At 49.4% G+C, this 14,610-nt stretch carries 13 protein-coding genes; 8 read left to right on the top strand and 5 right to left on the bottom strand.

Annotated elements, in window-relative coordinates:
* The first annotated feature begins 109 nt into the window (after positions 1 to 109).
* The 6 genes from ACNA05_RS01435 to ACNA05_RS01410 all read left to right on the top strand — a co-directional run bounded on the left by ACNA05_RS01435 (position 110) and on the right by ACNA05_RS01410 (position 5,119).
* Positions 110 to 1,537, top strand: coding sequence for a sodium/proline symporter (locus ACNA05_RS01435; RefSeq protein ID WP_415809590.1), 1,428 nt, complete (start codon positions 110 to 112; stop codon positions 1,535 to 1,537).
* A complete protein-coding gene (locus tag ACNA05_RS01430; RefSeq protein WP_415809589.1) occupies positions 1,521 to 1,997 on the top strand; it encodes a VOC family protein in 477 nt (158 codons plus the stop codon). The genes ACNA05_RS01435 and ACNA05_RS01430 overlap by 17 nt, the downstream gene beginning before the upstream one ends.
* Positions 1,997 to 2,791, top strand: a complete 795-nt coding sequence (locus tag ACNA05_RS01425) for an alpha/beta hydrolase (RefSeq protein WP_415809587.1) — start codon at positions 1,997 to 1,999, stop codon at positions 2,789 to 2,791. The genes ACNA05_RS01430 and ACNA05_RS01425 overlap by 1 nt, the downstream gene beginning before the upstream one ends.
* Positions 2,792 to 2,857: 66 nt before the next feature.
* Positions 2,858 to 3,172, top strand: a complete 315-nt coding sequence (locus tag ACNA05_RS01420; protein ID WP_415809586.1) for a DUF1330 domain-containing protein — start codon at positions 2,858 to 2,860, stop codon at positions 3,170 to 3,172.
* Complete coding sequence (locus tag ACNA05_RS01415) at positions 3,172 to 4,230, top strand: chromophore lyase CpcT/CpeT (RefSeq protein WP_415809585.1); 1,059 nt, start codon at positions 3,172 to 3,174, stop codon at positions 4,228 to 4,230. The genes ACNA05_RS01420 and ACNA05_RS01415 overlap by 1 nt, the downstream gene beginning before the upstream one ends.
* A complete protein-coding gene (locus tag ACNA05_RS01410; protein ID WP_415809584.1) occupies positions 4,217 to 5,119 on the top strand; it encodes a DUF1838 family protein in 903 nt (300 codons plus the stop codon). The genes ACNA05_RS01415 and ACNA05_RS01410 overlap by 14 nt, the downstream gene beginning before the upstream one ends.
* A gap of 269 nt (positions 5,120 to 5,388) precedes the next feature.
* On the opposite strand, the gene ACNA05_RS01405 is transcribed toward ACNA05_RS01410, so the two are convergent.
* The 3 genes from ACNA05_RS01405 to ACNA05_RS01395 form a co-directional block, all read right to left on the bottom strand.
* Positions 5,389 to 5,889 (bottom strand): DUF3598 domain-containing protein, encoded by a 501-nt coding sequence (locus tag ACNA05_RS01405; protein WP_415809583.1) that lies wholly within the window; start codon positions 5,887 to 5,889, stop codon positions 5,389 to 5,391.
* Positions 5,890 to 5,993: 104 nt separating this feature from the next.
* The gene (locus tag ACNA05_RS01400) at positions 5,994 to 6,713 is read right to left on the bottom strand and encodes a Crp/Fnr family transcriptional regulator (RefSeq protein WP_415809582.1); all 720 of its coding nucleotides are present in this window, start codon (positions 6,711 to 6,713) and stop codon (positions 5,994 to 5,996) included.
* 32 nt (positions 6,714 to 6,745) lie between these two features.
* The gene (locus ACNA05_RS01395; protein ID WP_415809581.1) at positions 6,746 to 8,152 is read right to left on the bottom strand and encodes a flavin monoamine oxidase family protein; all 1,407 of its coding nucleotides are present in this window, start codon (positions 8,150 to 8,152) and stop codon (positions 6,746 to 6,748) included.
* A 66-nt stretch (positions 8,153 to 8,218) separates the two neighbouring features.
* Here ACNA05_RS01395 and ACNA05_RS01390 point away from each other — a divergent pair, with 66 nt between their 5' ends.
* Positions 8,219 to 9,670, top strand: coding sequence for an MFS transporter (locus tag ACNA05_RS01390; protein WP_415809579.1), 1,452 nt, complete (start codon positions 8,219 to 8,221; stop codon positions 9,668 to 9,670).
* 73 nt (positions 9,671 to 9,743) lie between these two features.
* Here ACNA05_RS01390 and ACNA05_RS01385 read toward each other — a convergent pair whose 3' ends face one another.
* Both ACNA05_RS01385 and ACNA05_RS01380 read right to left on the bottom strand, forming a co-directional pair.
* Positions 9,744 to 11,966, bottom strand: a complete 2,223-nt coding sequence (locus tag ACNA05_RS01385; protein ID WP_415809578.1) for a 3-hydroxyacyl-CoA dehydrogenase NAD-binding domain-containing protein — start codon at positions 11,964 to 11,966, stop codon at positions 9,744 to 9,746.
* Between the two features lie 25 nt (positions 11,967 to 11,991).
* On the bottom strand, positions 11,992 to 13,200 hold the full coding sequence (locus tag ACNA05_RS01380; protein ID WP_415809577.1) for an acetyl-CoA C-acetyltransferase: 1,209 nt from the start codon (positions 13,198 to 13,200) through the stop codon (positions 11,992 to 11,994).
* Between the two features lie 220 nt (positions 13,201 to 13,420).
* Between ACNA05_RS01380 and ACNA05_RS01375 the strand changes: the two genes are divergently transcribed.
* Positions 13,421 to 14,596, top strand: a complete 1,176-nt coding sequence (locus ACNA05_RS01375) for an acetyl-CoA C-acyltransferase (RefSeq protein ID WP_415809576.1) — start codon at positions 13,421 to 13,423, stop codon at positions 14,594 to 14,596.
* Positions 14,597 to 14,610 lie beyond the last annotated feature (14 nt).

The following is a 14,610-nucleotide window of genomic DNA, read 5'->3' as shown; positions in this document are numbered from 1 at the left end:
TGTCTCCTTTTTATGGAATATATTGATTAAGCCCTGTCGATGAGGGAACCGCTGATTTATATCAATAAATATAAGGTCGTAAGGCTTATCCAAAAGAGAGGGGGACATCATGTCATCAACGACAATCGTACTTATAACACTGATCGCCTATAAGATTTTACTTTTGGGAGTGGGGTTTTGGGCGGCCCGTCGAGTCCGTTCAGAAGATGATTTTTTTCTAGCAGGCAAGGGCGCTGGCGGCGGTCTTGGGGCTTGGACGGCGGGACTCTCTTATGCAGCGTCGACCTCCTCGGCTTGGGTGCTACTTGGGTTTACCGGAGTTGTTTACACGCAAGGCCTGGTCGGGATTTGGTTGGTACCCGGAATTTTTGCGGGCTATATTCTGACGTGGTTCGTTATGGGACCTAAACTTAACGTTGAGACAGCCTCGCGAGGGCATTTGACAATCGTGGATTTTATAACGGCGGATGTGAACGCTGTTTGGAAGAAACGAATTGGGATTATCTGCGCCGCGATGATTTTGTTTTGTTTTATCTTTTACATTTCTTCGCAGTTTCAAGCGGCTGGGAATGCCTTGACCGAAGTCTTTGGTATGAATGTGACTGAGGCAGTTCTGTTAGGCGCGGCCGTTATAGTGATCTATTGTCTGTTGGGCGGTTTTTTGGCGGCAAGCGTTACGGATGCCTTGCAGGCTGTCGTGATGATGATCGCTTGCGTGTTAGTCCCTATCGCGGCTGTCAGCGCAGCTGGCGGGATCGGGAGCTTATTCAATACTCTTCAAGCAACTCAGGTCGAAAGCTATTTTAGTCTCACAGGCGGAGCCCCCGGTATGGTTGGTATCGGTCTGGCTATGGGATTATTTGGAACGGGACTGGGCGCACTCGGCCAACCGCAACTTCTTAACCGTATCATGTCCGTTCGTTCTAATCGAGAACGTCTCAAAGGGGCAACTATCACCATTGTTTGGGGCGCTGTAATTTATTCCGGTTTAATTTGCCTGGCATTTGCGGGGCGGGCCACAGGAATTGAAACGGGGACAGAAGCCCTATTTTTTGCGGCGGCCAAAGAATTTCTCCCAGCCGTCTTGGCTGGCATCGTGACCGCTGCGATATTGTCGGCAGTTATGTCGACCGTGGATAGTTTGCTTCTCGCGGCCGCCTCTGCCGTGTCGCATGACGTTGGAATTAAATATTCACACCCTCGAAGGGCACTTTTCTTTGGACGAGTGGCGATGGTCGCCGTTGCGGTCTTTGCTGTTTTGCTCACGCTTTTTGCCGATGAAACAATTTTTAAGAGAGTCCTTTTTAGTTGGGTCGCGCTTGGCGCAGCGTTCGGGCCGGCGGTTTTGACGAAATGTTTGGGATGGCAGGTTAAAGGAGGGGCAGTTTTAACGGCGATTCTCGTCGGATTTTTCACCGCTGTGATATTTGCCAATGTCGAAGGATCTTTTGCCGATATGGTTGAAAAATGGCTGTCCTGGATTTTTGGACTGACGATTTTAACCTTTGGGAGGAGAAAAAATGGGGAATATAATTAAACGAACCACAATGATGGTACGCGATATGGAAAGGTCTCTGACTTTTTATCGCGACGTTTTGGGCGCGACAATCTGGTTTGACCGTCCGTTCACACTGGACGGGGGAGGCCTACCCATTGGTAAAAAAGGCGATAAGCTGCGCCTGGTTATTGTAAAATTTGCACATGACGAAATCGGAATGCTGGGACTAATGGAATTTCTTGACCCCGTCATACCGGCCCCAGAGGTTGATCATGAATTAGGATATGGAAAATCGGTTTTTGTCGTGGTCGCCGAGGACGCGCAGGATATTTATGACAAGGCAACTAAGGCCGGTTTCAAAACACGCGGCGAACCAAAAACATGGTCGACTAAAGGCGCCAAAGGCGAAATGAAACATTTCCTCTCTACCTTTCTCTGGGATGATGACGGGCATTTCTTTGAATGCAATCAGGTCACCAAAATAGAGCCTGCTGAGTAATGTCAGGGAGACCGAACAATATAGAAAAGGGCTACTTTGGAGAGTCAGGTCGACAGGTGCATTTCCGCAGGTCAGGCTCAAAAAAAATAGGAGCTGAGAAAGCGAAGTGGAACGAAACGCCACTTCTTTGTCTGCCTCCGGCCCCTCATAGCGGCGCATTCTTTGAAAGTTTTATAGGCGATATTGCAGAGAAACGTACTGTTATTGTTCCTGATTGCCCCGGATATGGAGGCTCTGACCGCATAGAAAAACCGGATATTTCCATATCAGATTATGCAAACCGTCTCGCGATTTGTTTTGACGGCCTCTCCAAAGTTGACCTTTTTGGCTTTCATTCAGGGACTTTAATTGCCATTGAGATGGCACGAATATTTCCGAATATTGTCGGCGACATCACGCTCGTGGATATCCCATGTTTTAATAAATCTGTCCGTGACACGCAGACGAGCAAGTTAAAAACTGGCTTGCCGAGCGATATTGGGGGCAGTTATGACAGAGCTGTTACGCAACGCCGCGCAGGAATAAACGAAGATCGTGCATTTGAGCTTTGGGTTGAGACCCTGCGTAGTGGTCGGTTTCAATCAGATTTGTTCCGGGCAGCTTTCGCTTATGATTGTGAAAAAGAATTTCCTGATTTTGACCGCTTAGTTACGGTTATAGCAACGCAATCCGGTTTGTTGGAAGCGACCCGGCAAGCGGCCGAGTTGTTACCCAAGGCAAACCTAATAGAACGATTAGACATTCTTCCACCGACTTTTGAAATTCATGCAAATGACATTGCAGATTTAATTTAATTTATGAATCCAAAGGTCATGACAATTATCAAATTGCACCTCTTTTTAAAATTTTAGGGTAAAAAAATGGCAGCTTATATGTTTATCTCTGCGATCATCAAAGACCGCGACGCATTCATTCAGGGTTACAGCAAGGCGACTGAGCCTCTCGTCGAAAAATTCGGAGGTCGTTATGTAATGCGTGGGCCGGGCGCATCTTTATTGGAAGGTGACTTTGGAGACGGCGGATCGGTTGCTGTCTCTGAATGGCCGGACAAACAGTCTGCTCTAAATTTTTGGAATAGCTCGGAATATCAAGACGCAAAAAAACTACGCGAAGGTCTCGCCGATGTTCAGGTTTTGTTGATCGAAGCCCCTAAATTTACAAAGGACGACTTATAATGCTCAAACCGCTCATTTCTGTTTCCATTGGCGCTCTATATATGTGCTTCGCACCGACCGCCTTGGCACAGGATGGAGTGGTAAAAGAGACAGCTAAGTCACCAACCGACAAAATTCTTGATCGGGATATGGCCAGAATGATGCGGTGGTTTCCCGGTCATTATGATAATATGGAACAGGTCTATTTCGAAGAAGATTTAGGGATTGATCAGGATATTCGCCATAATCGAATCCACAGTATTTTTACGCCCGTCGACTTACCCGGTTTTCCCGGAAAAACTTTCTATGTTGAACAGTATCAGAATGACAACCCAGAGGACGTTTACCGGCAGCGTATTTACAGCTTCACGCCGGATTACACTGAACAGGCAATAAAACTAAATATCTATATACCAAAAAATGCGGATGCTATTAAAGGGGCCTATTCTGATCTTTCCAAACTAGACGGATTAAAGCTAACAGATTTCTCGCTCTACCCAGGCTGTGAAGTTTATTGGACCTATGAGAATGAAAGTTTTCGGGGTTATATGAAAGAGGGGGCGTGTCAGATCGAGAGTTCACGCTCCGGCAAAACGCTGATTATAACGGACAATCTTCAACTTTCCAAAACCAGTATCTGGATTCAGGATGAGGCCGAGGATAGTGAGGGGAATTATGTCTATGGGAATAAAGCCGGCGTGCCGCATAAATTACGGAAAGCCCGGCCCTTTAGCTGTTGGGTGAGTCCGCAAAAAGAAAACGGCGAATACGCATTTTACAACGATATTCAACTTCATGACCAAGGCGGTCGAGCCTGGGTAACGGGTGAAGGCCATGAACGTGTGGGATTGAAAATGAGAAATGTTGTTTGGCCGACTGGGAGTAACAGAAACTCACTCGTCCTATATGCTTATCGCGGGGAAGACGAGAATCACGCTGTATCTTATAGTTGGACGTCACCGGACTCGGAGCGGCTTGCCATGAATCTTAGATGGGTTCAGGCGAGTTGCACTTTGGGCAATGAAGAAATTACACCTGGAATTAATCTCGCAACTGGAGGCGGAAATGAGTACAACTAAATTTAAAAAAGTTCTTTTGGGGGCCGCCGTGGCGTGTCTAGCGGGGACATTCGTGCCGGCCCAAGCAGCAGAGCTAAATCTCGATAATCCGCAAGACGCGCTTTCTGCTATGCGTAAAATTCAGTGCTCCACAGTCGATGACAAACCAGAAACATTTTATTGGTATGGTCGGGCATATTCCCGCCGTATGGGCGAGCGTGATAAACACCTCTTCAACGTCGAGGGCATGAATATTCGTTCTTGCCGCACAGTTGAAGATGCTGAACGTGGAGTCGGCTACAAACTCGTCAGCCGTGAAATTCTACTTTATAAAGATCCCAAGACAAATGAGGTTCTTAAAATGTGGGAAAACCCGTGGACGGGTGAAGAAGTGGAAGTGCTTCATGTTGCGAATGATCCCGTCAATCACAGCCAGTATCTTAAAACCCGCTCAGGGGAAGATTTTAAACTTGGCACTGAAGTCCTTGACGATAAGTTCTTCATGAGTTTCACCGTTCCACTTTTTTATCCAAACCCATTGGCAAGCGAATACCAAAAAGAAATTGGCGGCACGTATCATGCAACCGAAATGTTCAATTTCTTTGGCGACACTGCAGAATTGAAAGACGACACAAAAGATTCAGCAATAGTGCATGTTGGTTGGGAGCGGATCAGCGACTGGTTACCTTGGATGAATATGCAAGGCCGCGAAGGTATCATGTATATGCATACGGCAGGACGTAAGCTAGAAAGTTTTGACGATCTTAGCGAGACTATGAAGGCTGAAATTAAAAATAACTATCCGGAATATTCCTCTCCTCCTCCGGGAGATGACCCTCGTAAGAACGTGACGAGCTGGCAGTATTTTAAGGATGTCAAAGAAGGTAAGGTTCAACTCCCTGAACGGTAAAATTGAACAGAGATAAATTTTAATTAAGGGGCGTTTTGCGTCCCTTTTTTAATGGCATAGATGGACTGATCCCTCTTCATAGGCGGTGAAGTCCAACCTTTATCATAAATTAATCGCCATGCTGAAAAGGCTCACTCTTACGCTTGCTTATAGTTCTGTGTTCAAATTGGTCCATCCTTAGTGACGGGAACGGAAGACTAAATATAAAAAACCCCGCCACCGTTTGGTGACAGGGTCTAAGGGAAGCTTAAAATTAGGGTTAGGGAGGTTTAGTGACCTTCCCAGCTGTCACTAATTTTCCGTTCATCGACGAGTGTACGAGAGAATAATTCATCATTTTTGAACCAATGCCAGGTTCTAGATCGTTTCTGCCCATCATCCGATATTTGAATCATTTCATAGAGATAAAGGTCAGGTTCGCCTGTGCGGGTCCAGTTTAAAACAGTTGTGCGGCCATTAGTATCAAGATCCATATCCGCGGCCCAGCCCTGAATAAAGTCATTATCCCACCAGAGGCGTCCCTCGCGAACGGTCGCGGGAAAGTCACGAGTTTCGGTCCGACCGTCGTCCCAAGTGTAAATATTGGTTTGATGGTAAAGCGGTCCGCCATCCGTCGGGAATCGGCAAATCAATTTAGATTTATGTTCGTCAATTTTGTTACCATCCTTATCATAGTGACGATACATCCCTTCCCAAATCCCTTCATGACGGGCAAGGACGGGCATTTCTTCTTTCAGCGGATTTACTGTCATCTTTTCTGCGGCACCCATAAGGTTCTCCTAAACACTAATCTGATAATGCCTTTTAGCGCCTCTGCGTCATTCGGAGTTGAGAAATCTCAATATTTTCAACGGTGATTGAGTTTGAAACGCGTTTATGCGCTACCACGATGCTGGGTGAAATCATCCCGTCCGCCCAATTCGCGGATACGATCAATTCTAAGAATCTCGCAAGAGTGAGAATCGCGAAAGGCGATGACATTTCCTTTTTTAAGGGCAGAAAAAGCGCGGCTGACCGTTTCAATTGTCAACCCCAGGAAGTCGGCAATGTCGAGACGAGTCATCGGAAGCTCAATATGCTCACTTTTCTCTCGCGGCCCTCCTGTCGAAAAACGCGCCTGATTTGCTCGTAAATAGAGTAAAAATGAGGCGAGGCGTTCAACAGCAGATCGCTGCCCGATTGTGTAAACATGATCGTGGGCACTTTCGAGGATTTGCGTCAAAACTACGCGGAAATTCGATGCAAACTTTGGCGTTGTTACAAGGGCCCGCTCCAAAGCTGCGCGGGGATAGCAAACGGCACTTACTGGGGTCAGAGCCGTCGCTAGGTTTGGGTAACTCGGAGTTGAGGAGGCTCCTAAAATCTGACGAGCACTCATGAAGGCAAGAATTTGGCGGCGGCCGTCTCGCCCGTTCCTGGCCAAGGCAACTGTACCGCTCAATATGTCGTAAAAATAATCTGTTCGTTCGCCTTCAGTAATCAAATGTTCGCCGGGGCTATAATGGCGCTCGCGTCCTTCGGCAAACAAGTGGTTGAGTTCAGGGCTGTCTTCGTCCCGGGCCATTTCGGCCAAATGTCCGCGTCTTTCCGTCATGACAAATTTATTACTTCGCTTTTTGGAGAGCTTCAAGAGCCGTTCATCACTCTCAGGGCGGTATTTTCGCTACTTTCCATCGCGGCCTCCATGCCCGTATGTAAAACTCCTAAATGCTCTCCCGCAAAATGTAATCGCCCTGCCGGGGCCCCCATTGTTTGGGCCCATTTCTCAACTTGACCGGGCGCCCAGTGCATATATGAGCCGCCGGCTAAAGGGTTGTTTTTCGTCCAGTCCACAATCTTGACGTCTTCTATGCTCCCTTTCGTGGAAGGACGAATTTCGCCTAGTTTCTCCAGAAACGCGGCTTTGGCGGAGTTAGCATCTTGATTTGCCCAATGCTTTGTTCCTTTGCCGTTGATCCAACACCTGAACAATCCAGTAGGATTGCCGTCCGGGTCGAGATTGGAAAATATTCTTTCAAGCGGTGTGTCAGACCACATATCTACCGGCAGACCGTCCTTCTCCCAAAAAGCAGAGCTAGCTTTGAAATGAAATTGAAGAATTTGTGTGTAGGGTAGGGACTTTATGGCCTGATTTTGCACCTGCGACAGAGGGGCCACTATGTTTACCCTTCGCAAAGCCGCGAAAGGCAAGCAGCATACTGCTTCGGCCGCGCGGAAAATGCGCCCATTAGCGAGCGTAATTTCAACGGCTTCCTCGTCGACTTTTATTCCGGAGATATTTGAATCATATTGAATGGGGCGTGGCAAAGATTTTGCCATAGCCTCTGGCAGGCTTTGAGAGCCCTTTTCAATTGAATAGCTGGGGCCCATTTGCCTCGACTGAGTATAGAGCTGTAGAGACCGATGGACGTTCAACATGGAGTAGGTTTCGATATCGTTACCATTTAAAGCGCGGTCAATGATGTCTTTAGCGCCTGCTGAGAAACCATATTTTGAAAGGATAGAGTTTACACTTTCGTCGGCCCCTTTTGGCGGGGTGAGCCATCCGTCAGCTGTTTCGAAAATATTTTCTCTTGCGGCTATTTGAAACAAAGGCGCCCCAGGAGGGCTGTTCTTGAAGGATTCCGGGAAAGGAGAAAGAGATTTAAATTCCTCTTCAGAAAGCCACTTTCCCTGATGGACATAACCTGTTGTTCGAGGCGTACGGCTTTCGGGAAGGAGGCCGACATTTAGCTGGCGTGCCAAATCAAGAATACGGGCATATCCTGCCCCCACCTGTTCGCCGCCACCTTCTGTGTAACCATTTTCATGTTCGATTGTATAAAGTCGTCCTCCTGCACGTCTCTTGGCCTCTAGGACGAGAACATCTTTTCCGAATTCGGTTAAAAGCTTTGCAGTATTCAGCCCAGCGAGCCCTGCGCCTAAAACAAGAATATCTGCATCCATTTTTTTCTTAGAGCTAAGACAGGCAGGAAGAGCCAGAGCGGCAGACGCTCCTGCTAAAAGGCTGCGTCTATTTATCAATTTTGTCATAGGTCAAAGCTTCCCTAGCGAGGCGTATCAAGGCTATGTGGAAAGTATAAGAGGACAGGGACGACAATGACTGAGATTTCTCAAAGCGCTACCGCACCTTCGGCTTGGCATAACTGGGTGAGGGAGTGGGCCGTCGGATGGCCCATTGTTCTGGCCAGTTTTGTGGGGATTGGTCTCTGCCTCTCTCCGCTTCCCTATTACGCCACAATCACAATATCCCCTGAGCTAGGGAAAGTGTTCGGATGGGACCGGGTTACGACGACTTCGGCCTTTATCTTTATGACGGCGGGCGTTCTGGTAGGCGCCCCCTTGGCTGGAAGTCTGACCGATAAATATGGCGCGCGCCGTGTTTTAATTCCGGCTATTATTATGCTGGGATTGGGAACGGCGGCGCTGGGTTTAACCAATGAAAACCCTCTTGTTTTCTATACTATTTTTTATCTAGCCGCCGTGTTTGGGTCGGGGACCTTGCCACTGACCTGGTCAAAGGCAATCGTAAATAATTTCGACAAGAGCCGGGGGTTGGCCCTGGGTCTTGCTTTGACGGGGACCGGCGTTTTTGGGTTTTTAGCCCCGCCTTTTATACGCTCTGTGATAGATGTCATGGATTGGCGAATGGCCTATTTCGTTGTCGGCTCCCTGCCGCTTTTGCTCTCTTTACCTTTGGCGTTTTGGCTTTTCCGGGACAAAAAAGAAGAAGCTGCGATTGCAGCGCGCGAGACAAGTAACAAAAATTCGAAGAATTGGATTGTTCCAATCATAATGATCATTGGCGTTTGGGCTTTGATCGCCGGATCCTTGGAAGCCGTTGGCGTTGTCTGGGCCGCCGTCCTAATGACGGTGTTCCTTTTAGGATTCATTGCTTTTGAAACCATTAGAGAAAAACCTGGTGATGCTTCGCCGCTGCCCGGACTGACTTTGAAACAAACCGTTCGGGATTATCGTTTTTGGGTTATTCTAGTTTCGTTTCTTTTACTCGGGGCTTGCGTCTCCGGGATTATCATCAACGTCATAAATATTCTTCTGGATAAAGGGTATAGCCCACAACTGGCCTCCTCGGGTTTTGCGGGTTTAGGCCTTATTGGGTTCTCCGTTGTAGTGGGACGCCTGCTTGGCGGGCTCGTCGTGGATTATGTTTGGGCCCCATTAGTGGCCTTTATTTTCATGGGTGTGCCTGCGATTGGGTGCTGGATATTAATGCAGGATATGTCGCAAGGCTACAATTCACTCGCTATAATACTTGTTGGCGTTGCGGCAGGCGTTGAGTTTGACTTAATGGCATTTCTTGTCTCTCGCTACTTAGGAATGAAAGCTTACGGTCGGATTTATAGTTTCGTCTATGCGGCATTCGGGATCGGATCCGGAACAGCGGGAGCAATTTTCAACGCCATTAAAGGTGATGCCCCAAATTATAATTCTGTTCTAACCTATTCGATGATTGGGTTTATCTTAGGCGCGACTATTCTGCTCACCTTAGGGCGATATAGGAATTTTGAAGAAGAAGTGCCTCTGCCTTAAACTTTAATCTTGTAAATTTAGGCAAAAAAAAGCGCTCCAAACCGGAGCGCTTTTACTTTAGAGGGAAACTGATTTATGCGGCTTTTTTACCGCTTTTCGATTTCTTCTCATAAATCGTTTCGCCTGCCTTTGCCTTGTCGCGGAACATTTGCGGCGGCGTGAAACGCGCGCCGTGACGCTGCGCCAAATTATCGGCCGTAGTCACAAATGCTTCTAAACCGATTGTGTCGATATAGGAAAGCGGCCCGCCGGTATAAGGCGGGAAGCCCCACCCAAAGATAGCGCCGAGATCAGCGCTTTGCGGATCCGGAACTACGCCTTCAGCATAGCAATTCGCAGTCGGGATGAGTTGAGCATATAAAAGCCGTTCCATAACTTCTTCGGGCGAGGGTTGCTCTTCCTTCAGTGGGTAGTGGTCGGTCATGCCTTCCCACAGTCCCAGACGTTTGCCGTCTTTGTCGTAGTTATAGAATCCGGCCCCGAAACGGCGACCTGCGCGGTCCCATTTATTGACCATATTATCCATGAACTCTTCGGTTCCAGACGGCACATAATCATCACCCATTTCCTCGCGGGTGGAGGTCATGATGTCGTAACCGAGCTTTTGCGTCGTATCGTCGGAGACGGCGAGCGGGCCAATTGGCAAACCAAGGTTCGCAGCGCAATTCTCGATAAGCGCCATGCTGATGCCTTCTGTGACCATCAGACTGGCTTCATTCGCATAAGGCGGGAAGACGCGGTTGGTAAAGAATCCGCGTACGTCTTTCACAACGATAGGCGTTTTGCGGATTTTCTTATTATAATCAAACGCGGCGGCCAAAGCGAGATCGCCTGTGCCCTCATGCGGGATGATTTCCAAGAGCGGCATTTTCTCGACAGGTGAGAAGAAATGCATTCCTATAAACTGATCCGGACGGGAAGAGTTCTTGGCCAATCCGCCAATAGGAAGCGTGGAAGTGTTAGACGCGAAAACAACGTCTTTTCCAATCACCGCCTCTGTCTTTTTAATGACATCGGCTTTGACGTCCGGTCGTTCAAAAACCGCTTCGATAATCAGATCGACGTCTTTCAGGTCGTCGTAATTATCTGTTGGCGTTATCCGGGCGAGGAAGGCGTCGGCCTTTTCCTGCGTCATCCGACCGCGAGAAACGCTCTTGTCCAAAATCTTTTTCGTATAGGCGACAGATTTCTCCGCCTCTTCCATAGAGCGGTCCAGAGAGATTACTTCCATGCCAGCCTTGGCGGTCACATGAGCGATGCCCGACCCCATCAGGCCTGCGCCCAAGACACCAACTTTTTTGATTTCAACGGTGGGGATGCCTTCTGGGCGCTGCGCACCTTTCTCAGCCGCTTGCTTGTTTACAAACAAAGTGCGGATCATGTTTTTGGCAACAGGATCGGCCAAGAGCTTGCAGAAGTATTTCACTTCAATAGCGATTGCCGTGTCCATTGGAACCGCCGTGCCCTCATAGAGGCAAGACATGATGGCTTTAATGGCCGGATAGTTATTCTTACTTTCTTTCAGCGCCATGGCATTGGCCGCGACAAAGAACTGAACCGCTTTCGGGTTCATAGAGCCTGCGCCGCCAGGCACTTTAAAGCCTTTGACGTCCCAAGGTTGGAGCACGCCTTTCGCGTTATCCTTGACCCAGGCTTTCGCGGCCTCAACCGTTTTGCCGGGCTCAACGACCTCATTGATAAGACCTTGAGCCAAAGCTTTTTTCGGGTCGAGATTTTTGCCTTGTGTGCACATCATCGCTGCATTTTGCAGACCTACGAGGCGAGGGGTACGCTGGGTTCCGCCGCCGCCCGGGAGAAGACCGACAAGCACTTCGGGAAGGCCAAGCTTGATTTTTGGGTTGTCTGCGACGACGCGGTGGTGACAGGCGAGGACGAGTTCCAGTCCGCCGCCAAGCGCAAGGCCTTCGACAGCCACAGCCACAGGTTTGGCTTTTTTGCCTTCACGTTGCATCTGGCGGACGGTATGTCCGCCCGTTTCCATCCGGCGGAATAGGCGATTAAGCGTCATGCCTTGTTCAAAGGAGTCTTTGTTCAACTCCCCGGAATTTTGCTCCAGCATGCGAAGGTCCGCGCCAGCCATAAAGGCATTTTCGCGGCCTGAGCAGATAACGGCGCCTTTGACATCGTCATCTGTGAGTAGGCGTTCTACGAAGTCAGGGAATTCGGACATCAAATGTTCGTCCCAGACATTCATGCCTTGGTTTGGCACATCAATTGTCAGTGTCAGGATTCCGTCGGAGTCCAGATCCATAGAAATTGTTTTGTAATCACTCATAATTTTATCCTTTCGTCAGCTGCGATTAAACGCGCTCGATAATTGTGGCTGTTCCCATACCGCCGCCGATACAGAGCGTGACGAGAGAAGTTTCTTTGTCAGCCCGTTCAAGCTCATCCACCATCGTGCCGAGGATCATGGCGCCTGTCGCCCCGAGAGGGTGGCCCATGGCAATTGCGCCGCCATTAACGTTGATATCTTTATGGTCGATGTCGAGGGCTTGCATGAAGCGCAGGACAACAGCGGCGAAAGCTTCGTTCAGTTCATAAAGGTCAATGTCATTCACATTCATGCCGGCGCGTTTCAGCGCTTTTTTAGCCGCAAATTCCGGACCGGTAAGCATAATGGTTGGATCTGAGCCAATAGACGCCATTGAGCGGATGCGCGCGCGTGGTTTCAGGCCGAGACGTTCACCGACTTCCTTGTTGCCGATTAACAGGCCAGCGGCGCCGTCAACGATACCGGAAGAGTTACCGGCGTGATGCACATGGTTGATTTTCTCAACCTCAGGGTATTTTTGAATAGCGACGCCGTTAAAGCCGAAATTTTCACCCATCATTTTGAAGGACGGGTTCAGAGCGCCAAGGCTTTGCATATCTGTTTCAGGACGGATAGTTTCATCATGGTCAAGAACATTGACGCCCATGACGTCTTTGACAGGCATAATCGATTTTTTGAATCGGCCTTCATCCCAGGCTTTCTTCGCCCGTTTATGGCTTTCGACGGCATAGGCATCTACATCGTCGCGGGAGAACCCGTATTTTGTGGCGATTAAGTCAGCTGAGACGCCTTGCGGCACGAAATAGTTGTGAAAGGCAGAGGCGGGGTCGGATGGCCAAGCGCCGCCGTCAGAGCCCATAGGGACACGAGACATGCTCTCGACGCCGCCGCCAATAGTCAGGTCGCATTCGCCCGACATGACTTTCGCCGCCGCGATATTTGAAGCTTCGAGGCCTGAGGCACAGAAACGATTGACCTGAATGCCGCCAGTTGTTTGGGCGTAGCCTGCATTCATCACGGCCGTCCGCGTGATGACCGCGCCTTGCTCGCCAACCGGTGAGACGCAGCCAAAAGCGACATCTTCAACTTCGGCCGTATCGATATTATTCCGGTCACGCAGGGCTTGGAGAACCTGAACAGACAAATTAAGCGCCGTGATTTCGTGCAGGCTGCCGTCGGATTTTCCTTTGCCGCGCGGTGTGCGGACCGCGTCATAAATATAAGCCTCAGTCATGAGAGAACCTTTCCTCTATTCATTCTTGATTGAATTTGCCTCCTTAGACCGTATTTGCGTTCAAAAATAAAGGGTCGTCAGGCCTTTTTTGCACCTTCACAAATGGTTGAGGTCCGTTCATTTTTGGGGCCGTGGACATCTCAATCCCTAACGTTACAAAGAGGTTGAGAGGGCGTGGGGAAGCGCCCATAAGACATTGCAAACACAGATTGGAAAAATTATGCGTGAAGCCGTCCTCATTTCTACCGCCAGAACTCCTATAGGGCGCGCCTATCGCGGCGCCTTCAACGCGACGCCGTCTCCAACCCTCGCGGGTCACTGCATTGATGAAGCCGTTAAACGCGCTGGAATCGACGGCGCAGAAGTCGAAGATGTGATCATGGGCTGCGCTATGCAGCAGGGCGTTCAGGTCACCATTGGTCGCAATGCGGTTCTCGCCTCTAATCTCCCCGTTTCAGTTCCGGGCATGAGCCTGGACCGTCAGTGTTCCTCTGGCATGATGGCGATTGGCGTCGCCGCGAAACAGATTATGGCCGACAATCAGACCATTACAATCGGCGGCGGTGTGGAGAGCATTTCCATGGTGCAGACACCCGAAATGCGGATTGCGCCCGACCCCACTGTTTTGGAAAAGCATCCACAAGCCTATATCCAGATGATTGATACGGCCGAAATCGTGGCAGAACGCTATGGCGTCACGCGCGACGAAATGGACGAATATGCGCTTCTGTCTCAGCAGCGCACACACGCCGCGCAAGAAGCCGGAAAGTTTGACGACGAGATTGTCCCGCTTGCCTCGACCATGATGGTCAAGAATAAAGAAACGGGTGAAATCTCTAAATCCGAGACAAAACTTGAGAAGGATGAGGGAAATCGTCCGTCTACGACGTTAGAAGGGCTTCAAGGGCTAAAGCCTGTTCGCGGCCCCGAAAAAACTATCACCGCCGGGAATGCGTCTCAGCTCTCTGACGGGGCATCTGTTTCTGTTCTTATGGAACGCAAAGAAGCTGAGCGCCGGGGCCTCTCTCCGCTCGGTATCTACCGCGGTATGGCGGTTGCGGGTCTCGAGCCCGATGAAATGGGGATAGGGCCAGTATATGCTGTGCCGAAACTGCTCCAGCAGACTGGCCTCAAAATGGAAGATATCGATCTATGGGAGCTGAATGAGGCTTTCGCGGTTCAGGTTCTTTATTGCCAAAAGAAGCTCGGCATTCCGACAGAAAAAATGAACGTCAATGGCGGCGCCATCTCAATCGGTCATCCTTACGGCATGAGCGGAGCCCGCATGGTCGCTCACGCGCTTATCGAAGGCAAACGCCGCGGTGCGAAATATGTTGTCTCGACCATGTGTATCGGCGGCGGCATGGGCGCAGCCGGTTTGTTTGAAGTTGCATAGCTCTAAAGACAGGA

The sequence above is a fragment of the Litorimonas haliclonae genome (assembly GCF_965138505.1).
In the GTDB taxonomy this organism is placed as follows: Bacteria; Pseudomonadota; Alphaproteobacteria; order Caulobacterales; family Maricaulaceae; genus Litorimonas; species Litorimonas haliclonae.
The sequence above is the reverse complement of the archived record's forward strand: the minus strand, read 5'-3'. Positions and strand labels throughout refer to the sequence as shown.